Origin of the sequence: Burkholderia sp. Se-20378 (assembly GCF_017104665.1) — a bacterium.
Taxonomy (GTDB): Bacteria; Pseudomonadota; Gammaproteobacteria; order Burkholderiales; family Burkholderiaceae; genus Burkholderia; species Burkholderia lata.
The window spans coordinates 1-21,061 of the sequence record NZ_JAAGPG010000067.1 but is presented as its reverse complement, the minus strand read 5'-3'; the positions used below and the strand labels follow the sequence as shown (position 1 = coordinate 21,061).

Annotated in this window: 21 protein-coding genes and 4 tRNA genes; 10 read left to right on the top strand and 15 right to left on the bottom strand. The window is 67.1% G+C overall.

Annotated elements, in window-relative coordinates:
- The first annotated feature begins 234 nt into the window (after window positions 1-234).
- The gene (gudD, locus tag G3N93_RS10700; protein WP_039348297.1) at window positions 235-1,587 is read left to right on the top strand and encodes a glucarate dehydratase; all 1,353 of its coding nucleotides are present in this window, start codon (window positions 235-237) and stop codon (window positions 1,585-1,587) included.
- Window positions 1,588-1,816: 229 nt separating this feature from the next.
- On the opposite strand, the gene G3N93_RS10695 is transcribed toward gudD, so the two are convergent.
- From G3N93_RS10695 to G3N93_RS10685, 3 genes are all read right to left on the bottom strand, one after another.
- Window positions 1,817-2,281: a DUF2214 family protein gene (locus G3N93_RS10695; RefSeq protein ID WP_174944379.1), complete on the bottom strand. Its 465-nt coding sequence runs from the start codon at window positions 2,279-2,281 to the stop codon at window positions 1,817-1,819.
- Window positions 2,282-2,320: 39 nt separating this feature from the next.
- Complete coding sequence (locus G3N93_RS10690; RefSeq protein ID WP_174935149.1) at window positions 2,321-3,127, bottom strand: hypothetical protein; 807 nt, start codon at window positions 3,125-3,127, stop codon at window positions 2,321-2,323.
- Window positions 3,128-3,364: 237 nt separating this feature from the next.
- On the bottom strand, window positions 3,365-4,429 hold the full coding sequence (locus tag G3N93_RS10685; protein WP_059235315.1) for a glycosyltransferase family 4 protein: 1,065 nt from the start codon (window positions 4,427-4,429) through the stop codon (window positions 3,365-3,367).
- 563 nt (window positions 4,430-4,992) lie between these two features.
- Between G3N93_RS10685 and G3N93_RS10680 the strand changes: the two genes are divergently transcribed.
- Window positions 4,993-6,825 (top strand): ABC transporter ATP-binding protein, encoded by a 1,833-nt coding sequence (locus G3N93_RS10680; protein WP_174935151.1) that lies wholly within the window; start codon window positions 4,993-4,995, stop codon window positions 6,823-6,825.
- Between the two features lie 78 nt (window positions 6,826-6,903).
- On the opposite strand, the gene otsA is transcribed toward G3N93_RS10680, so the two are convergent.
- Together otsA and otsB are read right to left on the bottom strand one after the other, a co-directional pair.
- Complete coding sequence (gene otsA, locus G3N93_RS10675; protein ID WP_206132994.1) at window positions 6,904-8,283, bottom strand: alpha,alpha-trehalose-phosphate synthase (UDP-forming); 1,380 nt, start codon at window positions 8,281-8,283, stop codon at window positions 6,904-6,906.
- Entirely contained in the window at window positions 8,280-9,032 is a 753-nt protein-coding gene (gene otsB / locus G3N93_RS10670) for a trehalose-phosphatase (RefSeq protein WP_174944395.1), read from the bottom strand. Before otsB ends, otsA begins: the two co-directional genes overlap by 4 nt.
- 280 nt (window positions 9,033-9,312) lie before the next feature.
- On the opposite strand from otsB, the gene G3N93_RS10665 reads away from it, so the two are divergent.
- The 3 genes from G3N93_RS10665 to G3N93_RS10655 are packed head-to-tail and all read left to right on the top strand — an operon-like array spanning window position 9,313 to window position 11,284.
- Window positions 9,313-9,948: an SCO family protein gene (locus tag G3N93_RS10665; protein ID WP_174935161.1), complete on the top strand. Its 636-nt coding sequence runs from the start codon at window positions 9,313-9,315 to the stop codon at window positions 9,946-9,948.
- A gap of 12 nt (window positions 9,949-9,960) precedes the next feature.
- Complete coding sequence (locus G3N93_RS10660; RefSeq protein ID WP_011351435.1) at window positions 9,961-10,407, top strand: copper chaperone PCu(A)C; 447 nt, start codon at window positions 9,961-9,963, stop codon at window positions 10,405-10,407.
- Between the two features lie 10 nt (window positions 10,408-10,417).
- On the top strand, window positions 10,418-11,284 hold the full coding sequence (locus G3N93_RS10655) for a cytochrome c oxidase assembly protein (RefSeq protein ID WP_206122593.1): 867 nt from the start codon (window positions 10,418-10,420) through the stop codon (window positions 11,282-11,284).
- 22 nt (window positions 11,285-11,306) lie between these two features.
- On the opposite strand, the gene G3N93_RS10650 is transcribed toward G3N93_RS10655, so the two are convergent.
- Window positions 11,307-11,792 carry a GNAT family N-acetyltransferase gene (locus tag G3N93_RS10650; RefSeq protein ID WP_174989073.1) on the bottom strand — a complete coding sequence of 162 codons (486 nt, stop codon included), beginning with the start codon at window positions 11,790-11,792 and terminating at the stop codon, window positions 11,307-11,309.
- 126 nt (window positions 11,793-11,918) lie between these two features.
- A complete protein-coding gene (locus G3N93_RS10645; RefSeq protein WP_174935165.1) occupies window positions 11,919-12,791 on the bottom strand; it encodes a pirin family protein in 873 nt (290 codons plus the stop codon).
- A 109-nt stretch (window positions 12,792-12,900) separates the two neighbouring features.
- On the opposite strand from G3N93_RS10645, the gene G3N93_RS10640 reads away from it, so the two are divergent.
- Both G3N93_RS10640 and G3N93_RS10635 read left to right on the top strand, forming a co-directional pair.
- Window positions 12,901-13,818, top strand: coding sequence for a LysR family transcriptional regulator (locus G3N93_RS10640; RefSeq protein ID WP_206132993.1), 918 nt, complete (start codon window positions 12,901-12,903; stop codon window positions 13,816-13,818).
- 102 nt (window positions 13,819-13,920) lie between these two features.
- A complete protein-coding gene (locus G3N93_RS10635) occupies window positions 13,921-14,424 on the top strand; it encodes a GAF domain-containing protein (RefSeq protein ID WP_011351430.1) in 504 nt (167 codons plus the stop codon).
- A gap of 153 nt (window positions 14,425-14,577) precedes the next feature.
- Here the strand turns inward: G3N93_RS10635 and map are convergent, their stop codons facing one another.
- On the bottom strand, window positions 14,578-15,384 hold the full coding sequence (gene map / locus G3N93_RS10630) for a type I methionyl aminopeptidase (RefSeq protein ID WP_206132992.1): 807 nt from the start codon (window positions 15,382-15,384) through the stop codon (window positions 14,578-14,580).
- Window positions 15,384-15,620, bottom strand: a complete 237-nt coding sequence (locus G3N93_RS10625) for a ParD-like family protein (RefSeq protein WP_039348336.1) — start codon at window positions 15,618-15,620, stop codon at window positions 15,384-15,386. The genes map and G3N93_RS10625 overlap by 1 nt, the downstream gene beginning before the upstream one ends.
- Window positions 15,621-15,761: 141 nt before the next feature.
- Between G3N93_RS10625 and G3N93_RS10620 the strand changes: the two genes are divergently transcribed.
- Complete coding sequence (locus G3N93_RS10620; protein ID WP_206132991.1) at window positions 15,762-16,376, top strand: helix-turn-helix domain-containing protein; 615 nt, start codon at window positions 15,762-15,764, stop codon at window positions 16,374-16,376.
- 58 nt (window positions 16,377-16,434) lie between these two features.
- Window positions 16,435-16,983 (top strand): GNAT family N-acetyltransferase, encoded by a 549-nt coding sequence (locus G3N93_RS10615; RefSeq protein WP_174935175.1) that lies wholly within the window; start codon window positions 16,435-16,437, stop codon window positions 16,981-16,983.
- A 96-nt stretch (window positions 16,984-17,079) separates the two neighbouring features.
- Here G3N93_RS10615 and G3N93_RS10610 read toward each other — a convergent pair.
- The 6 genes from G3N93_RS10610 to uvrC all read right to left on the bottom strand — a co-directional run bounded on the left by G3N93_RS10610 (window position 17,080) and on the right by uvrC (window position 20,433).
- Window positions 17,080-17,153: transfer RNA gene (locus tag G3N93_RS10610), tRNA-Cys, on the bottom strand.
- A gap of 100 nt (window positions 17,154-17,253) precedes the next feature.
- Window positions 17,254-17,329 (bottom strand) — tRNA-Gly (locus G3N93_RS10605).
- 52 nt (window positions 17,330-17,381) lie between these two features.
- Window positions 17,382-17,457, bottom strand: a tRNA-Gly gene (locus tag G3N93_RS10600).
- Window positions 17,458-17,510: 53 nt separating this feature from the next.
- Window positions 17,511-17,586, bottom strand: a tRNA-Gly gene (locus G3N93_RS10595).
- A 135-nt stretch (window positions 17,587-17,721) separates the two neighbouring features.
- The gene (pgsA, locus tag G3N93_RS10590; RefSeq protein WP_206132990.1) at window positions 17,722-18,309 is read right to left on the bottom strand and encodes a CDP-diacylglycerol--glycerol-3-phosphate 3-phosphatidyltransferase; all 588 of its coding nucleotides are present in this window, start codon (window positions 18,307-18,309) and stop codon (window positions 17,722-17,724) included.
- Between the two features lie 90 nt (window positions 18,310-18,399).
- Complete coding sequence (uvrC, locus tag G3N93_RS10585) at window positions 18,400-20,433, bottom strand: excinuclease ABC subunit UvrC (RefSeq protein WP_174944473.1); 2,034 nt, start codon at window positions 20,431-20,433, stop codon at window positions 18,400-18,402.
- A 76-nt stretch (window positions 20,434-20,509) separates the two neighbouring features.
- Between uvrC and earP the strand changes: the two genes are divergently transcribed.
- A partial coding sequence (earP, locus tag G3N93_RS10580) for an elongation factor P maturation arginine rhamnosyltransferase EarP (protein ID WP_206132989.1) occupies window positions 20,510-21,061 on the top strand: 552 nt, incomplete at its 3' end.

Below are 21,061 nucleotides of genomic sequence, written 5' to 3'. Positions count from 1 at the left end.
CTCCTGTCGACTCAAGCGAGCATTCCAGCGCCGCCTGGTCCCATGCTTTACGATCAGCCAGCGTTCGCGTTCTGCGCTCCGCTGGATCGGTTGCCGCTCCCACCCCGTTCCGGGTTGCGTCGACCTGCGGGGCTTGCGCGCCGCGCATGTCGGTTGTCGAATGATCGCACCTCCCGCCGCGCGCGGCAAAGCTTTTGCCGCACGGCATTGCCCACCCTTTCGCCATCGCCGCCCATGAACGCCGTCACTGCCTCGCCCTCCCACGACACGCCGCGTATCGTCGACCTGCAAGCGATTCCGGTCGCCGGCCACGACAGCATGCTGCTCAACCTGAGCGGCGCGCACGGCCCGTTCTTCACCCGCAACCTCGTGATCCTGAAGGACAGCGCGGGCCGGACCGGCGTCGGTGAAGTACCGGGCGGCGAAAGCATCCGCCGCACGCTCGACGATGCGCGCGCGCTCGTCGTCGGCCAGCCGGTCGGCAATTACCACGCGGTGCTCAACGACGTGCGGCGCACCTTCGCCGACCGCGACGCGAGCGGCCGCGGGCTGCAGACCTTCGACCTGCGCACGACGATCCACGCGGTCACCGCGCTCGAAGCCGCGCTGCTCGACCTGCTCGGCCAGCATCTCGGCGTGCCGGTCGCCGCGCTGCTCGGCGAGGGCCAGCAACGCGAGCGTGTCGAAATGCTTGGCTACCTGTTCTACATCGGCGACCGCACGAAGACCGCACTCGCCTACCGCGACGGCAGCGGCGCGACCGACGACTGGACGCGCGTGCGCGACGAAGCCGCGCTGACGCCCGAGGCCGTCGTGCGACTCGCCGAGGCCGCGCATGCGCGCTACGGCTTCAACGACTTCAAGCTGAAGGGCGGCGTGTTCGAAGGCGCGAGCGAGATCGAGGCCGTGACGGCGCTCGCCGAGCGCTTCCCCGACGCGCGCGTGACGCTCGACCCGAACGGTGCATGGTCGCTCGATGAGGCCGTGCGGCTGTGCCGCGACCAGCATCACGTGCTCGCCTACGCGGAAGATCCTTGCGGCGCGGAGAACGGCTACTCGGGCCGCGAGGTGATGGCCGAATTCCGCCGCGCGACGGGGCTGCCGACGGCCACCAACATGATTGCGACCGACTGGCGGCAAATGGGTCACGCGGTGCAGTTGCAGGCCGTCGACATCCCGCTCGCCGATCCGCACTTCTGGACGATGCAGGGTTCGGTGCGCGTCGCGCAGATGTGCCGCGACTGGGGCCTCACGTGGGGCTCGCATTCGAACAACCACTTCGACGTATCGCTCGCGATGTTCACGCACGTCGCGGCCGCCGCGCCGGGCCAGGTCACCGCGATCGACACGCACTGGATCTGGCAGGACGGCGAGCGGCTGACGCGCGAACCGCTGAAGATCGAGAACGGGCTGGTAGAGGTACCGAAGCGGCCGGGGCTCGGCATCGATATCGACATGGACGCCGTCGCGGTCGCGCACGAGTTGTACAAGCAGCACGGGCTCGGCGCCCGCGACGATGCGGCGGCGATGCAGTACCTGATTCCGGGTTGGACCTTCAACAACAAGCGCCCTTGCCTCGTGCGTTGAGCACGGGACGGACCGGGCGGCAGGATCGCCCGGTCGAGCCGGAATCGGGAGAAGCGATGCGGCCTGCGGCCGGGCTGGTGGGTATCGGGCGGAAACGCTGCGCGGGTCGAACGGGATCGCGATGATGGTGGTGACAGCGATGGCTGACCTGGCCGGCCTCGCCAAGGCCATACCTAACGGGCCGCGCCTGCGCGGCCTGGCCTAGCCGACCGCACATACCTGGCCGCACCTACCCGGCCACCCCAATCCCCCGCGCCATCCCCGACGCGGCGAACACGATGACGATCACCAGCACCGCCTGCCAATGGCCGATCCGCACATAGGTGCGCGCACGGCCAAGATCGGGCATCTGCTGCTGCCGCGCGGCGACGCGCCACCGGATCAACCCGAGCATCGGCACGATCTCGAGCAGCAGGATCAGCACGAGCGCGGTCATCTTCAGGTGAAAGAGCGGTTCGTGCAGGTAGTACGCCGAGCCTTTCTCGAAACCGCCGAACGCGCGCATCAGGCCCGTCACGATCAGCACGAGCGCCGACAGCCCCCACGCGGCATCCGCCTTGAATACGCCGGGCAAGTCGGCCGCCTGCGCCGACGCGATGAGCCGGCGCAACGCGCGATTACGCCCCGCGATCGCGGCAAACGCGACGCCGAACGCACTCAGGTGAATGGCAGCCAGCAACCAGCGGACGATCATCACGCCTCCTTGTCGCCCGCCTGCCGTGCGCGGGACTTGTCAGACGATCTGTTTGAGCGCGGCGTCGAGTGCGAGCACCGCGACGCGGTCGCCTTCGGTTGCGAGCGGCGCACGCATGACGATCTGCCGGTTATGGCCGACGGCCGCCGGCGAATCCCACAGCAGTTCGACCTTCGGTCGATTGAAGAGACTGCCGCGGCGCGGCGGCACGACGGCCGGCTGCGCGTCCAACGCACCCTCGCCTGCGGCACGCGCCGCCCGGCCGGGCCAGCGCACCGACAGTTCGCGCGCGTCGTACTGGCCGACCTTGCGGCTTTCCATCCACACGATCGTGGTGCGCGTCAGCACGTCGAGCGAAATCGCATAACGGCCGACCGCGAAGCGGCGGGCGGCCACGTTGGTCCGCCACAGCGGCCGCGGGCGGCAGATCCAGACGATCGCCGCGTAAAGCGCCGGTGCGGCAACGAGCCAGCCGTTGGTCGCCGTCACCGCATGCAGCGCGAGACGCCAGCCGTCCACCCATACGAACATGCCGATCGACCAGACCGCGAACAGGAAACCGATCAGCGCGAAGACGCGCAGCGCCTGGCGCAGCCACTGCGGCAGCGGATGAAACGGCCGTTCGGCGCGCGCGACGGCGCCCGGCAGCGCGAGCAGCAGGAAGATCAGCAGGAGATAGACGAAGGCCCAGGGCGACGACACCATCGCCGACAGCGACGACCGATAACCCATCTGGGACATCGAGAACAGCCAGCGCGCGAGCAGCACGAGACCGATCGCACGCAACGCGAAGATCACACCGGCGCCGGGGGCCGGCGCTGCGCGCGTGGATTTCGTTCTCGCCAAGACTGCTCTCCTCTGGATATTCGTGCGGGGCCGGATTTCACGGCACGGCCATTATAGGGACATTACCGTCTGGACAGACGGACGGATGCCATGCCGGGCCGCTTCGGGGGCCGTTCGCGGCGTCGGGCGCGGCGAGAATACAACAGATCCGCGCCGCGGATGTGACAACGCCCCGCCGGGAACCCGGACGGGGCGTCGATGGCAAGCCGCACGCCGCAACGCGGCGGCGGCCCGCAATCAGCTTGCGTTGACTTCGCGGAGCACCGTGCGGCGCTTCTGGCGCAGCAGTTCCTCGTAGCCCTTCACGTAGTTCTGCGCCATCACCTTCGACGAGAAGCGGGCTTCGAACGCGGCGCGAACCTTCTCGCGCGGCAGCGTATCGAGGCGCTTGAGCGCGGCAACAGCCGACAGTTCGTCTTCGACGACGAAGCCCGACACGCCGTTGTCGATCACTTCCGGCACCGAGCCGCGCTTGAACGCGATCACCGGCGTGCCGCAAGCCATCGCCTCGATCATCACCAGGCCGAAGGGCTCCGGCCAATCGATCGGGAACAGCAGCGCGTGCGCGTTGCCGAGGAATTCGGTCTTTTCGGACTCGCTGATTTCGCCGATGTACTCGACGTGCGGCAGCGCGAACAGCGGCTTGATCTTCTCTTCGTAGTACGCGCGGTCAGCCTTGTCGAGCTTCGCGGCGATCTTGATCGGCAGGCCGGCCTGCTCGGCGATGCGGATCGCCGTGTCGACGCGCTTCTCCGGCGAGATGCGGCCCAGGAACGCGAGGTAGCTCGGCTTCACGTTCGGGATCGGCGTCAGCAGGTTCTCCGGCAGGCCGTGGTAGACGGTCGACAGCCAGTTCGCCTGCGGCAGCGGGATGCGCTGGTTGTCGGAAATCGACACGACCGGCACGTCGTTGAATGCGTTGAAGATCGGCTGCAGTTCCGGCAGGTCGAGACGGCCGTGCATCGTCGTCAGATGCGGGACCGGCTGGCGCGAGAACAGCGAGAACGGGTAGTAGTCGATGTGGCAGTGCAGGACATCGAACTCTTCCGCGCGGCGGCGCACCTGCTCGAGGAGCAGCATGTGCGGGGCCATCACGTCGCGGATCGTCGGGTCGAGGCGCAGCGCCTGCGGCCAGCACGCTTCGAGCTTCGCGGAGGTTTGCGAATCGCCGCTCGCGAAGAGCGTGACGTCATGCCCCATCTCGACAAGTGCTTCGGTGAGGTAGGACACCACTCGCTCGGTACCACCGTACAGTTTCGGGGGCACCGCTTCGTGCAACGGAGCGATTTGGGCGATTCGCATGCGTAACTCCTAAAAAATCGGCTAAAAACCAGGTATGGGTCGGCAACCTGCCGGCGGTCCGGGCTGGATGCATTTCGTCCGAAAATCGGACGAATCAGCCTGCCGGGGGCGTCAAACCCGCGCTGCTCAAGGAGCGTCGGCGACGCGACAGGCATAGAACGTTTGAAACGAAGACCCGTTGACAGGGGTTCGTAAAAAACCTGGAATCGAACCCGGAGCCGATTATCTAGGGTTAATCCCGATACGGCGCACAACATTTCAAACACTTTACTTTGTTACAAAGGTGCAACACTTTGCAACCCGCGGACTTGGGTGTCCGTTCTAGAGTGGAAGGCCCTTTTGGCATTCCTTGACCCCGTGACCGCCGGCAGCGTGATTCCGGCACATGAGGCAGGACGGGATGCCGGATTTTATCTCAAAATCGATCGCGAGCCCCTGGCCGAGGCAAGATTCGCGCAGCGCGACACGCGGCCTTGTTTACAATGCCGGATTATTCAGTCCGGGCGAACGCCGGCCTGCGATCCAGCCGCCACGCTCAATCACCGAATCACCGCACGCATATTTTGGAATCTCTCACCCCTGCCCAGCGCAACGCCCACAACGCGAAGCTGTCGAGCTACGCGCATCGACCGATCGCGTTCCTGTTCCGCTACATTCGCCTGCATCCTGTCGCCCACCTGATCGTGCTCTGCAGCGTGCTGGCCGCCGTCGGCTGCGCGCTCGGCTCGCAATACGCGATCAAGCACCTGATCGACGTGCTGGCGACCGGACGGCATCACCCCGGCCCGCTGTGGAGCGCATTCGCGCTGCTCGTCGGGCTGATCGCCGCCGACAACCTGCTGTGGCGCGTCGGCGGCTGGTTCGCCGCGCACACGTTCGTCGCGGTCACCGGCGACCTCCGGCGCGACCTGTTCCAGTACCTGATCGGCCATTCGCCCACCTACTACGCCGAGAAGCAGCCCGGCACGCTCGCGAGCCGCATCACGGCCACGTCGAACGCCGTCTACACGTCGGAGAACACGATGGCGTGGAACGTGCTGCCGCCGTGCATCGCGGTGATGGGCGCGATCCTGATGATCATCGTCGTCAACCCGATGATGGCGGCCGGCCTGCTCGGCTGCTCCGCCGTGCTCTCCGTCGTGCTGTTCAAGCTGGCCGGTCGCGGCTCCGCGCGCCACCACGCGTTCGCGGCGAAGGCCGCGGCGGTCGACGGCGAGCTCGTCGACGTGATCGGCAACATGGGCCTCGTGCGGGCGTTCGGGATGACGCTGCGCGAACAGAAACGCTTCGGCGCGACGGTCAAGGCCGAGATGGATGCGCGCCAGCAGAGCCTGCTCTATCTCGAGAAGCTGCGTCTGCTGCACGCGGTGATCACCGCGATGCTGTCCGCCGGCCTGCTCGGCTGGGCGCTGTGGCTGTGGGACCAGGGCCGCGCGACGTCGGGCGACATCGTGCTCGTCAGCTCGCTCGGCTTCACGATCCTGCACGGCACGCGCGATCTCGCGGTCGCGCTCGTCGACGTCACGCAGCACATCGCGCGCCTGTCCGAAGCGGTCAAGACGCTGCTCGAACCGCACGGGATGCCGGACCGCTCCGACGCACAACCGCTGTCGGCCAAGGGCGGCCGCGTCAACTTCGAGCGCGTGACGTTCGCGTATCCGCACCGCCGCGCGATCCTCGACCACTTCGACCTCCATATCGAGCCGGGCCAGCGCGTCGGCCTGATCGGCAAGTCGGGCGCCGGCAAATCGACCGTGCTCGCGCTGCTGCAGCGCTTCTACGACACGCAGGACGGCGCCGTGCAGGTCGACGGCCAGGACGTGAAGACGATCACGCAGGACAGCCTGCGCCACGCGATCGCGCTCGTGCCGCAGGACATCTCGCTGCTGCACCGGACGATCTACGACAACATCGCGTACGGCCGCCCCGAAGCCACCCGTGAGGAAGTGCTCGCCGCCGCGCGCGACGCGCGCTGCGCGGAGTTCATCGAAGCGATGCCGGAAGGCTATGACACGATCGTCGGCGACCGCGGCGTCAAGCTGTCGGGGGGCCAGCGCCAGCGCATCGCGATCGCGCGCGCGATCCTGAAGGATGCGCCGATCCTGCTGCTCGACGAAGCGACGTCCGCGCTCGACAGCGCGTCCGAGGAAGCGATCCAGAGCGCGCTCGACCGCCTGATGGTCGGTCGCACGGTGATAGCAATCGCCCACCGCCTGTCGACGCTGCGCAACTTCGACCGGATCATCGTGATGAACAACGGCAAGGTCATCGACGACGGCGCACCCGACGTGCTGCGCAACCGCCCGGGCCTGTACCGCGACCTGCTCGCGAAACAGCACGGCCGCCATCACCCGGCCCCCGACGGCAGCACGCCGACTGGCGAACGCGCGGCCTGACACACCGGCCCGCAGCCGACAAAAAAGCCGCAGTGCGCGTCGCACTGCGGCTTTTTTTATTGCTCGATGACCTGCCGGTTAAGCGTGCTGCAGATCGCGCAGGAAGTTGTCGCGCCACACCGACACGTTGTTCTCGCGAAGCTGCGCGATCATGTCCGTATAACGCGCGCGCCGCTCGGCGAGCGGCATCGTCAGCGCCTGCGACAGCGCATCGGCCATCCCGTCGATATCGATCGGATTGACGATCAGCGCCCCCGTCAACTCGCGTGCGGCGCCCGCGAAGCGCGACAGCACGAGCACGCCCGGATCCTCCGGATTCTGCGCGGACACGTACTCCTTCGCGACGAGGTTCATCCCGTCGCGCAGCGGCGTCACATAGCCGACCCGCGCGAGCCGGTACAGCGCAGCGAGCAGCTGGCGATCGTACTGGCGATGGATATAGAGGATCGGCGCCCAGTCGAGCTCGGCGAAGCGTCCGTTGATGCGCCCCGACTCCCCTTCGAGCTGCAGGCGGATGTCCTGGTACGCGCGCAGCTCCGCGCGGGTCGACGGCGCGATCTGCAGGAACGACACGCGATTGCGATGCGACAGCTCGTGCTCGAGCAGCTTCTCGAACGCGCGGAAGCGCTCGACGAGCCCCTTCGAGTAATCGAGCCGGTCGACGCTCATGATCAGCTTGCGACCGCGCAGCGACGTCGCGAGCGTGCGCACCGCCTTGCCGTGCTCGCCGGCCTGCGCGAGCGACGCGATCTCGTCCGGATGCACGCCGATCGGATAGGCGGCGGCGCGCAGCGTCTGGCCGAATGCGCGCACCGTCGCCAGGTGGCCGTCGCGCTCGATCACGCCGTCCGCTTCCGATTCAACGTAGTCGCAGAACGCGCGCAGGTCGGGTTCGGTCTGGAAGCCGAGCAGGTCGAACGCGCACAGCGACTCGACGAGATCGCGATGCGGCGGCACATTGACGAGCACCTGCGCAGCCGGAAACGGGATGTGCAGGAAGAAGCCGATGCGGTTCTTCACGCCGGCCGCGCGCAGTGCGCGCGCGAACGGGATCAGGTGATAGTCGTGCACCCAGATCACGTCGTCGTCCTGCAGCAGCGGCACGAGCTGCTGGGCGAGCCACACGTTCACGCGGCTGTAGCCTTCGAACTCGTGACGGTCGTACTGGATCAGGTCGGTGCGGTAGTGAAACGCGGGCCACAGCGTCGCGTTCGAGAAGCCGCGGTAATACTGGTCGTAGTCGCGCCGTGACAAGCCGATAGTCGCGAACGTGACCGGCCCGTGCTCCTCGACGCGGATCTGCGGCGCGCCGGACGCGACGACCTCGCCGCTCCAGCCGAACCACATGCCGCCCGTCTCCTTCAGCGCATCGTAGACGCCGATCGCGAGACCACCTGCCGCCGGTTCGCCTTCCGAAATCGGCGCAACGCGGTTTGAAACGATGATGAGGCGACTCATGCGTCCGGCTGCTCCGCACCGAGCCAGCGCGCGATCAGCTCATGCAGCGCGTCGACCGAATCGAGCCGCGTGCGGGCGGACGTCTCGCCCGCGCCGACCTTGATCGACAGGCCGCCGCGCGCGTTGACCACCGCGAAGCCCTTCTCGTCGGTCAGGTCGTCGCCCGCGAACACCGGCACGCGGCCGGCAAACGGCGGCTCGTCGAGGAACGCGGCGAGTGCGCGCCCCTTGTCGACGCCTTTCGGCTTGATCTCGAACACCATCTTGCCGGGCTGCAGCACATACGCATCGGCATAGTCGGCGACGAGGCGCTCGGTGGCCGCGCGCGCCGCCGCCTCGCGCTCGGGCGCGTTGCGGTAGTGCAGCGCGACGGCCGCGCCCTTGATTTCGAGCAGCATGCCCGGATGACGGTCGACGACGGCCGCCAGCTCGCGCTCGATGCGCAGCAGGCGTTCGTCGTTGAAGCCGATGCGCTGCGTGTCGCCGTTCGCATCGCGGCGCTCCGCGCCGTGCAGGCCGGCGATCGGCATGCCGGGCATCTTCAGGAACGTGTCGATGTTGTCGATCCCGCGCCCGGACACGATCGCGACCGCGCCGTGCGAGCGGCGCTGCAGCTCGTCGAGCAGCGTCAGCAGCGACGGCGGAACATGAATGCTGTCGGGCGTCGGCGCCAACTCGACGAGCGTGCCGTCGAAGTCGAAGAAGAACGCGGTATCGGTCAGGGACAGAGAAGCCGGAACGGATTGCATCGATTCGATAGTGTGAGGGCCGGCCGGCAAACGCCGGGCGGCCGCTGCGCGAATGGAATTGTGCGCATCTTACCGCGCCTGCGCATCGAGATGGGCGAAACCGGCGCAGCGCCGGCATCGCGCCGCCGCCCGCGCCAACTGCGACATATTGCCCCGCTCGCCCGCCGCGTACGGGTTTCGAAAGGACGCGGGCGCGCGAATTGCGCTACAGTCGCAACCGCCTGCCGCGCGACGCATGGCGCCGCGCGGCGGACATCATTCCGGCCGATCGAGCCCCAGGATGTCGTCTGCCCGCACCGCGCCGCACCGGCGCTTCTCCCGCCTCATCCGCACGGCCGCGGCCCTCGCCGCCGCCGTGGCGCTCGCCGCGTGCACGCACGACGAGCCGCGCTGGAACCTGACCAACGTTACCGGCCACCTGCCCGACCTGTCGTTCACGCTGACGGGCGGCGACGGTCACCCCATTGACGCCGATGCATTCCACGGCCAGGTCGCGCTCGTCTACTTCGGCTACACGCATTGCCCCGACGTCTGCCCCGAAACGATGGCGCGGCTGATGGAAGTGCTGGCGAAGCTCGGCCCGCAGGCCAACAATGTGCGCATCCTGTTCGTCTCGGTCGACCCTGCGCGCGACACGCCGCAGGCCATGCAATCGTATGTCGCCGCATTCGACGCCGCGCATGCGCGCGGCCTGACCGGCACCGACCGCCAGATCGAATCGCTCGCGAAGCGCTATCGCGTCGCGTACCAGATGGAGCAGCGCGATCCGTCCGGCGGCTACGAAGTCACGCACAGCTCGGCCGTCTACATCTTCGACGCGAGCGGCCGCGCCCGCCTGCTTGCGACCGACCGCGACTCGCCCGACGCCATCGCCGCCGATGTCCGCCGGATCATCGACACCGCCTCCACTACCTGAATTCACCCCGACATGAAAACCAAGACGACCCTCAAGACGCTCGCCCTCCTCGCCGCGCTGTGCGCAGGCGCCCACGCGTATGCCGCCGGCGCGATCACTGCGCAGAACGCGTGGGTGCGCTGGCTGCCGAACAAGCTGCCGGCCGGCGGCTACGTGACGCTCGTGAACACGAGCGACAAGCCGGTCGATCTCGTCGACGTCGACAGCCCCGACTACGGGATGGCGATGCTGCACCAGACCGTCTCGAACGGCTCGACGCAGAAGATGGAAATGGTCGACAAGCTGACGATCCCCGCGCGCGGCAAGGTCGACATCGCGCCGGGCGGCTACCACTTCATGCTCGAGGAGCCGAAGCACGCGATCAAGCCGGGCGACACCGTGCACCTGCGCCTGAAGTTCTCCGACGGCGAAACGGTCGATGCGCCGTTCGCCGTGAAGTCGCCGGCCCAGGCGAAGTGATCCGCGCGCGATGAACCTCCTGTACTGGCTCGATCCGTGGGAACCGTCGCCGACCGTGGTGATCGCGGTGCTGACTGCTGCCGTGCTGTTCGCACGCGGCGTGAAGAAGGCGAAGGTGTCGCCGCTGCGGCAGTTCTCGTTCTGGTTCGGGCTGACGGCGCTCTACATCGCGCTGCATACGCGGCTCGACTATTTCTTCGAGCACGAGTTCTTCCTGCATCGCGCACAGCACCTCGTGCTGCACCACCTCGGGCCGTTCTTCATCGCGCTGTCCTATCCGGGCGCGGCGATTCGCGCGGGCATCCCGTTCCGCTGGCGGCAGCGTTTCGTACGCCCCGCGCTCGCGTGGGCGCCCGTGCGCGCGACGCTCGACGTGGTGTTCCATCCCGTCGTCGCGGTCGTGCTGTTCGTCGGGCTGATCTATTTCTGGCTGCTGTCGCCGATCCACTTCATCGCGATGCTCGACTGGCGTCTTTATCGCGTGATGAACTGGAGCATGGTGATCGACGGGCTGCTGTTCTGGTGGCTCGTCGTCGATCCGCGTCCCGCGCCGCCCGCGCGGTTGTCGCCGGGCCGCCGGATCCTGATCGTCGTCGCGGCGATCCCGCCGCAGATCGCGCTCGGCGCGCTGATCTTCTTCACGCCGCACGAGCTGTATCCGATCTATTCGATCTGCGGCCGTGCGTTCACGTGGCTGAGCCCGCTGCGCGATCAGCAGATCGGCGGCCTGTTGCTGTGGATTCCCGGCTCGATGATGAGCGTGATCGGTGCGCTGATCGCGCTGCGGCACTGGCTGCGGCTGTCCGCGCGCGGCCGCCTGATCGATGAACGGGCGCAGCGCGCGGACCGGCCGCCGGTAGCGCACGCCGCGCACTGACCGCTGCGCGGCGCGTCGCGCATTACGCGCGTGCGCTGCTCATCCACACGTGCGGGATGCCGTCCTCGTCGTGCACCTCTGAACTCGGCGTGAAGCCGAATGCCCCGTAAAAACGCTGCAAGTGGGCCTGCGCATGCAGGCTCACCGGCGTATCCGGCCACTGCGCGCGGATATGCTCGAGCGCGCGCGACAGCAGCCCGTTGCCGAGGCCCGCACCGCGAAACGCGGCGGTCGTCAGCACGCGGCCGATGCGTACGTCGGTATTCTGCGCATCGGGCAGCAGCACGCGCAGATAGCCGGCCAGGTGGCCTGCCGGATCGAAGGCGGCCAGATGCCATGCGGTCTGGTCCGCGTCGTCGATGTCGCGATACACACAGTTCTGCTCGACGACGAACACCGCGCTGCGTGCTTCGAGGATCGAATAGACTTCGCGCGCCGTCAGTGCGTCGAAGGATTTCCAGCGCCAGTCGAGATCGGCGGCGCTCGGGGATGCAGCGGATGCGTTCATGGTCGGTCCTGATTCGGGCGCGCCGGCCGGCGCGCGGCAATCGACGATTATGCCTCGAAGCGCACGCGCCGCGCGACCGACTGTCCGCGCGCAAAAAAAGGCCCCGCATTGCGCGGGGCCTGTCCGTCATGCCGGCATCTGGCCGAAGCGACCGCCGTTGAAGTCCTCGATCGCGGTACGGATCTCCGCTTGCGAGTTCATCACGAACGGCCCGTAACCGACGACAGGTTCGTCGATCGGTTCGCCGCTCAGGATCAGCAGCTTCGCGTCGCCGTTCGCTTCGATCTCGACGTCACTGCCGTCGCGGCCGAGTTGCACGAACTGCGCTTCGCGGGCGACCGTCTCGCCGTTCACCTGCACGGTACCGCTCAGCACGACCACCGCGAGCGTGCGCCCTTCGGCGACCGGGAACCGCGCATGGCCGCCGGCCACGAGCCGCACGTCCCACACGTCGATCGGCGTATGCGTGCGGGCCGGGCCGCGCCGCCCGTCGAGTTCACCCGCGATGATCCGCGCACGCCCCGCGCCGTCCGGCAGCTCGACGACGGGGATGTCGGCGTTCAGCAACGTCTGGTAGCCGGGCGCCCCCATCTTGTCCGCGGCGGGCAGATTCACCCACAGCTGCACCATCTCGAGCGGGCCGCCCCGCTGCGTGAACCCTTCCGAGTGGAATTCCTCATGCAGGATCCCGCTCGCGGCCGTCATCCACTGCACGTCGCCCGGGCCGATCACGCCGCCCGCGCCAGTCGAGTCGCGGTGCGCGACCTCGCCGTCATAGACGATCGTCACCGTTTCGAACCCGCGGTGCGGATGCTGGCCGACACCGCGCGGTGCCGAGACCGAACCCGGCTCGAACGTGGCCGGGCCGGCGTAATCAAGCAGCAGGAACGGGCTCAGGTGCGCACCGTGAGACTGGTAGCTGAACATCGAACGCACCGGGAAACCGTCGCCGACCCAATGGCCGCGCGGCGCACTGTACACACCCTGGATCTTCTTCATTGCCTTCTCCGAATTGCGGCGAAACACGTGTTTCGCATCCTGGGTAGAAATATAGTGGTGGAACGATCGATCCGGTAGACTGCCAAAATCGCACTCAGCGTTCCATTTCATGAACGATAAAGCGCGGGATCTGAACGATCTCTATTACTTCGTGCAGGTCGTCGAACACGGCGGCTTCGCACCGGCCGGGCGCGCGCTGGACATGCCGAAATCGAAGCTGAGCCGCCGCATCGCGCTGCTCGAGGCCCGGCTCGGGATGCGGCTGATCCAGCGCTCGACGCGTCGCTTCACGGTTACCGACGTCGGCCAGACCTATTACGCGCATTGCCGCGCGATGCTCGTCGAAGCCGATGCGGCCGACGAGGCGATCGCGCTGCTGCACGAGGAGCCGCGCGGCATCGTGCGCGTCAGTTGCCCGATCGTGCTGCTCGATTCGCTGGTCGGCACGATGATCGCCGCGTTCATGGTCGCGTGCCCGCGCGTCGAGATCCATCTGGAAGCGACCAACCGGCGCGTCGACGTCGTCGGCGAAGGGATCGACGTCGCGATCCGTGTGCGCCCGCCGCCGCTCGAAGACAGCGATCTCGCACTGCGCATGCTGGCCGAGCGCGGCCAGTGCCTCGTCGCGAGCCCCACGCTGCTGCGCGAGCACGGCGCACCGGCCGTTCCCGCCGATCTCGCGCGCCTGCCGAGCCTCGATCACGGCGCCCCGCAGTCCGCGCACGTGTGGCGGCTGCGCGGGCCCGACGGCGCTCATGCGGAAATTCATCACCAGCCGCGCTTCGTGACGGGCGGCATGCTCGCGCTGCGCGCGGCGGCCGTCGCGGGCGTCGGCATCGTGCAGCTGCCGACGATGATGGTGCGCGATGAGGTCGCGCGCGGCGAGCTGGTGACCGTGCTGCCCGACTGGGCGCCGCGCCGTGAAATCGTCCATGCGGTGTTCGCGTCGCGCCGGGGATTGCTGCCCGCAGTGCGCGCGCTGCTCGATTTTCTGGCGGAGCGGTTTACCGAACTCGAACCCGATTGAGCGCGCCGCTTCACGCGTGACCGGGCGCTGCAAACCGTGCGCGCGTGCCGTAGACTGCGGTACGCGCATCGCGCATTCCACAACCCTGATCGCTTTCCCGCCATGTTCACGCTGTCCAACGACCCCAACGCCTCCAAGGCCGATCAATACGCGACGCTCGTCGAGCAGGCACGCGCGCTCGTCGAGTCCGAACGCGACCTGACCGCGAACGCGGCCAACTTCTCCGCGCTGGTCTACCACTCGCTCGACCGTCTCAACTGGGCCGGCTTCTACTTCTTCGACGGGACGGAACTCGTGGTCGGGCCGTTCCAGGGCAAGCCCGCCTGCGTGCGGATCGCGCTCGGCAAGGGCGTGTGCGGCACGGCCGCGCAGACGCGCGAGACGCAGGTCGTGCGCGACGTGCATGACTTCCCCGGCCATATCGCGTGTGATGCGGCGTCGGAATCGGAAATCGTCGTGCCGCTGGTGGCCGCCGACGGCACGCTGATCGGCGTGTGGGACGTCGACAGCCCGGTCGCCGCGCGCTTCGACGACGAAGACCGCAAGGGAATGGAAGCACTGTGCCGCGTATTCGTCGAATCCGCGTGGCAAAAGGCGCGCGGTTGAGCGGCGGCCAAGCCGCGCTCCCCCACCGGGCAGCCGGTCGGCGCGTTCGCGCTTAAATCGCGCCGCGCAACCTGGAACGAAAACGAAACGGGCCCCGCAAAGGGGCCCGTTTCGCTGTGACGCCGCACCGCCCTTTGCGGCGCCCCTCAGGTATCAAGCGGCGTGCGTGCCGGACAGCGCCTGGAACGCCTGCGGCTTCGCGTCCTCGGACAGCACCTCGAAGCCCGTTTCGGTCACCACGACCATGTGCTCCCATTGCGCCGACAGCGAATGATCCTTCGTGACGACCGTCCAGCCGTCCGCCAGCATGCGCGTGTCGCGCTTGCCCGCGTTGAGCATCGGCTCGATCGTGAAGATCATCCCCGGCCGGAGCGGCACGCCGGTGCCCGGACGGCCGTAGTGCAGCACCTGCGGCTCGTCGTGATACACATCGCCGATGCCGTGCCCGCAGTACTCACGCACCACGCTGAATCCTTCGCGATGCGCGACCTGCTGAATCGCGTAGCCGACGTCGCCGAGCGTTGCGCCCGGACGCACCGCGCGAATACCCGCGTGCATCGCCTCATAGGTCGTCGCGACAAGCCGCCGCGCGAGCTCGTTCGGTTCGCCGACGAAATACATGCGGCTCGTATCGCCGAACCAGCCATCCTTGATCACCGCGATGTCGAGGTTCACGATGTCGCCGTCGCGCAGCGGCCGCGACGTCGGAATGCCGTGACACACCACGTGGTTGACCGACGTGCAGAGCGTCTTCGGATAACCGTGGTAACCGATGTTCGCCGGGATCGCGCCGAGCACGTCGACGATATATTCGCGGCAACGTGCGTCCAGATCATCGGTCGAGACGCCCGGCTTCACGTGCTCGGTAATCATCGTCAGCACCTGCGACGCGAGCTTCGCGGCTTCACGCGACTTGGCGATTTCCGCGGCGCCGCGGATCGGGATTTCTCGTTTCGCCATTACGCCACCTGCTCGATGCCGTGCTCGACCGGTTCCGCCGGCCCCGTCTCACCGCCCCGTGCTTCGGCCTCGATCAGCATCCGGCAGATGTCCCCGTAGGACAGCGCGGGGTTGAGTTCCGCCAGCATCCCGACACGCAGCCAGTGTTCGGCCTGCGCATTGATCGAGCGGCTCAGCGCCGTGCTGGTCGAGCGCAACCGCTCGTGCATGTGCTCGGAAATCTTGATGATGCCCATATATCCCCAATTAAACGAAACGTAGTCGATTCGTATATTACGCCGTGCGCGACCGCCGGGCAAGCCGTTCGGATTCCATCGAGCTATCGGACGTCAATCCCGTTGACATCGAATTCCAGTTTGCTGGAAAATAAATCCATCATGAAAGAATCAGCCACCGCCGACGACACCGGCATCAACGAACGCATCGCCCGGCGCGTACGCGACCTGCGCACCGTGCGAGGCTACACGCTCGATGCGCTGGCCGCGCGCTCCGGCGTCAGCCGTTCGATGATCTCGCTCATCGAACGCGCATCGGCCAGCCCGACGGCCGTCGTGCTCGACAAGCTCGCGGCCGGGCTCGGCGTGTCGCTGGCCGGGCTGTTCGGCGGCGACCAGGACGACACGCCCGCGCAGCCGCTGGCGCGTCGCGCGCAGCAGGCCGAATGGCGGGATCCGGCGTCCGGCTATGTGCGCCGCAACCTCTCCCCGGCCGGCTGGCCGTCGCCGATCCAGCTCGTCGAGGTGGATTTCCCGCCCGGTGCCCGCGTCGCGTACGACAGTGGCGGACGCGAAAGCGCGCTGCATCAGCAGGTGTGGGTCATCAGCGGCCGCGTCGACGTCACGTTCGGCGACGCGCTTCACGAACTTCACGAAGGCGACTGTCTGGCCATGCGGCTCGACCAGCCGCTGATTTTCAGCAATCCGTCGTCGCATGCCGCGCGCTATGTCGTCGCGATCTGCGATGCATCCGCCGCCGGCGTGCGGAACCTCTGATGAACGCGGCGTCGCAGCAGTCGTGCGCACGCCCTACTTACTGCCCACAGGAGCCCGTATGAATTCCCCGACACAGCGCGACGACGTGCGCCTGATCGATTGCAGCGAGGCCGAGCATGCGCCGGCCATTCTCGAGATCCTGAACGACGCGATCGCGACCTCGACCGCGCTGTACGACTACAAGCCGCGTCCGCCGGAAGCGATGGTCGCGTGGTTTGCGGCGAAGCGCGCGGGGGGCTTTCCGGTCATCGGTGCCGTCGACGCATCGGGCACGCTGCTCGGCTTTGCGAGCTGGGGTACGTTTCGCGCGTTTCCCGCGTACAAGTACACGGTCGAACACAGCGTGTACGTGCATCGCGACCAGCGTGGCCGCGGGCTTGGCGAAGTGCTGCTGCGCGAAGTGGTCCGGCGCGCGCACGAAGCGCAGGTGCACGTGGTGGTCGGCTGCATCGATGCGACCAATGCGGGAAGCATCGCACTGCATACGAAGCTCGGATTCGTGCACGCGGGCACGATCACGCAGGCGGGATTCAAGTTCGGCCGCTGGCTCGACGCGGCGTTCTATCAGTTGACGCTCGACACACCGGCGCAGCCGGTGGATGGTTGATTGCCCAACGGCCGTCGCATGCACCATGCACGACGGCCGCAAGCGACGCAGAAAAAAGAAAAGCCCCGCCGAAGCGGGGCTTTTTCTCTTTCTACCTGGAGGCGCGAGCCGGAGTCGAACCGGCCTAAACGGCTTTGCAGGCCGCTGCATAACCGCTTTGCTATCGCGCCAAAAGCGGACTGTGCGAATGCCGTGAGGCAAGCGACAGATTCTTTATTCGAGGACCGAAAGTCCATCAAATAAAAAGGGAAGCTTGGCTTCCCCATTACTTGGAGCGGGAGACGAGTCTCGAACTCGCGACCTCAACCTTGGCAAGGTTGCGCTCTACCAACTGAGCTACTCCCGCATATGTCCTGCATCTGCAGCGCTTTGCCGTACAACACGCTGCCAGAAAAATCTGGAGCGGGAGACGAGTCTCGAACTCGCGACCTCAACCTTGGCAAGGTTGCGCTCTACCAACTGAGCTACTCCCGCATGTGTCCTGCATCTGCAGCGCTTTGCCGTACAACACGCTGCCAGAAAAAATCTGGAGCGGGAGACGAGTCTCGAACTCGCGACCTCAACCTTGGCAAGGTTGCGCTCTACCAACTGAGCTACTCCCGCGTATTGCTGCGCTACTGCTTCCCCGTCACACACTTACTTCGTCGTGCAGCGGAGAAGCGAGATTATGTCGAAGGCACATTCCTGTGTCAAGGGCTTTTCCAGCCCTTTTTCCAAAAACCTGCTCGACCGAATGCATCATGCGCCGCCGCGCTCGCGAATCTGCGGCCATGCGAGCTTCATGTAGTACAGCATCGACCAGATCGTCAGCACCGCGGCGAGATACATCAACCATTTGCCCCACACGCGCGTGTCGATCGTCACGACGCCGAGCGGCAGCGGCCCGTAGAACAGCAGCATCGGAATCGCGATCATCTGGCATGCGGTCTTGAACTTGCCGAGCTGGTTCACCGCGACGCTCTTCGACGCACCGATCTGCGCCATCCACTCGCGCAGCGCCGAAATCGCGATTTCGCGGCCGACGATCACGAGCGCGATCGCCGCGTCGACCCGCGAAATCTGCACGAGGATCAGCAGCGCGGCCGTCACCATCAGCTTGTCCGCCACCGGATCGAGAAACGCACCGAACGACGACGTCTGGTTCCACTTGCGGGCCAGATAGCCGTCGAACCAGTCGGTCAGCGCCGCGAGTATGAAGATCGCCGCCGCCGCAAGATTGCGGTGCGCGCCGCCCATCACCGTGTCCGGCAGATAGAACACGCCGACGACGAGCGGAATCAGCACGATCCGTACCCACGTCAGGAAAATCGGGAAATTGAACGGCATGGCATGCGGGACAGTAAAGGATTCGCAATTGTGCCGTGTCGACCGGCCTGCCACAAGAACGCTGGCAAGGCAGCCGGCCGCACGGCCGCGTCAGTGAAGCTGCTTGTAGATCTGCTCGGCGAGCGCGTGCGAGATGCCCTCGACGCTCGCGAGTTCCTCGACGCTCGCGGCCACCACGCCGCGCAACCCGCCGAACCGCGCGAGCAGCCGCTGCCGGCGCTTCGCGCCGACGCCCTCGAGCTCCTCGAGCCGCGACGTCTGGCGCGCCTTCGCCCGCTTGGCGCGCATGCCGGTGATCGCGAAACGGTGCGCCTCGTCGCGGATCTGCGCGACGAGCATCAACGCGGCGCTCTCCTTGCCGAGTTCGAGCGGCGTGCGGCCATCCGCGAACACGAGCGTCTCGAGGCCGACCTTGCGCCCCTCGCCTTTCGCGACGCCGACCAGCATCGACGTGTCGAGCCCCAGCTCGGTGAACACCTGGCGCGCGATTTCGACCTGACCCTTGCCGCCATCGATCAGCACGATGTTCGGCAGCAGGCTCGACGCCTCGGCCTGGCGCGTCGACTCGCCGTCGATGCCGGCCGCATCGTCGGCGGCAGCCGCCTGCGCGGCCTGCTCGACCATCTTTTCGTAGCGGCGCGTGAGCACCTGCCGCATCGCCGCGTAGTCGTCGCCCGGCGTGATCCCGGTGATGTTGTAGCGGCGGTATTCGCTCGACTGCATCTTGTGATGGTGGTAGACCACGCACGACGCCTGCGTCGCCTCGCCCATCGTATGGCTGATGTCGAAGCATTCGATCCGCAGCGTCGCGAGATCGTCGCATTCGTAGCTGAGCGTCTCCGCGAGCGCACGCGTGCGCGCCTGCTGCGAGCCCTGCTCGGACAGCAGCCGCATGAGCGCGATCTGCGCATTCTGTTCGGCCATCGACAGCCACGCACGCCGCTGTCCCTGCGGCTGCCGCACCAGCGACACCTTGTGGCCGGCCTGCTCGGACAGCAGCTCGAGCAGGTCGCGGCTCGCGGGTGCATGGCTCACGACCAGCACGGGCGGTACGCGATTGCCGAGATAGTGCTGCGCGATGAACGCGTCGAGCACTTCCGCCTCGACCGACGCCGCCGCGTCGCCACGCGCACGGCCGGGTTCTTCCGCGGGCAGGTCAGGCAGTGCGTCGGCGGACGCATCGGCCGCCTCCGCCAATTCGGACTCGTCGCCGATACCGCCCTCGGCGAGCGTCAGCGCGCTCTCGACGTGGGTCGGGAAATACGCCTTGTCGCCGAGATGCCGGCCGCCGCGCACCATCGCGAGATTCACGCACACGCGCCCGCCCTGGGCGACGACGGCCAGGATATCGACGTCGCTGTCGCTGCCGACCTCGATCGCCTGCTGGTGCAGCACCGTCGCGAGCGAGCTCATCTGGTTGCGCACGGCCGCCGCCTGCTCGAATTTCAGCTCGGCCGCGAACGCGTGCATCTTCTGCTCGAGCTCCTTCATCACTTCGGACTGCCGGCCGAGCAGGAAACGCGCGGCGTTCGACACGTCGATCGCGTAATCCTCGTCGGCGATCGCGCCGACGCACGGCGCCGTGCAGCGCCCGATCTGGTGCAGCAGGCACGGCCGCGTGCGGTTGTTGAAGACCGAATCCTCGCAGGTGCGCAGCTGGAACACGCGCTGCAGGATCTGGATGCTCTCGCGCACGGCCCAGGCGCTCGGGAACGGCCCGAAATACTGGTTCTGCTTGTCGACCGAGCCGCGGTAGTAGGCCATCCGCGGAAAGCGGTGCGCGGTGAGCTTCAGGTACGGATACGACTTGTCGTCGCGAAACAGGATGTTGTAGCGCGGCGCGAGCGCCTTGATCAGGTTGTTTTCGAGCAGCAGCGCCTCGGCCTCCGAGCGCGTGACGGTCGTCTCGATGCGCGCGATGCGCGTGACCATCATCGCGATGCGCGGCGACAGTTGCGTCTTCGTGAAATAGCTCGATACGCGCTTCTTCAGGTCGCGTGCCTTGCCGACATAGAGCACGGCACCCGCCGTGTCGTAATAGCGATAGACGCCCGGCATGTGCGGCAACTGCGCAAGGATCTTCTTCGGTTCGAACGGGGTATCGGAAGCTTCAGGGGATGTCATGCGTGATCCGGGCGCCTTGTAACGCGGAACGGGTCTATTAGAATCGCCAGTTTAGAGCATTCACCGGCCCGCTTCGATGCCCCGCACCACCGCTGCCCCCCTGCCCGCCGCGCCGCTCGCGCCGGGCGAACCGATCGCCTGCGACCTCTTCTGCACCGTGATCGACAATTTCGGCGACATCGGCGTCTGCTGGCGCGTCGCGCGCCAGCTCGCACACGAGCACGGCTGGCAGGTTCGCCTGTTCGTCGACGACCTGCGCACGTTCGCGCGCCTGCTGCCCGGGGTCGATCCCGACGCAGGACGGCAGACGGTCGACGCGATCGTGATCGAGCACTGGCATGCGGAAGCCGGCGACGCGCTGGAGATCGCCGACGTCGTGATCGAAGCGTTCGCGTGCGAGCTGCCCGGCGCGTATCTCGCGGCGATGGCGCGCCGCGCGCGTCGCCCCGTGTGGATCAACCTCGAATACCTGAGCGCCGAGGACTGGGTCGCCGATTTCCATCTGCGGCCATCGCCGCATCCGCGCTACCCGCTGCTGAAGACGTTTTTCTTCCCCGGCCTGTCGGCCGGCACCGGCGGCGTCCTGAAGGAACGCGACCTCGATGCGCGCCGTACGGCCTTCGAAGCG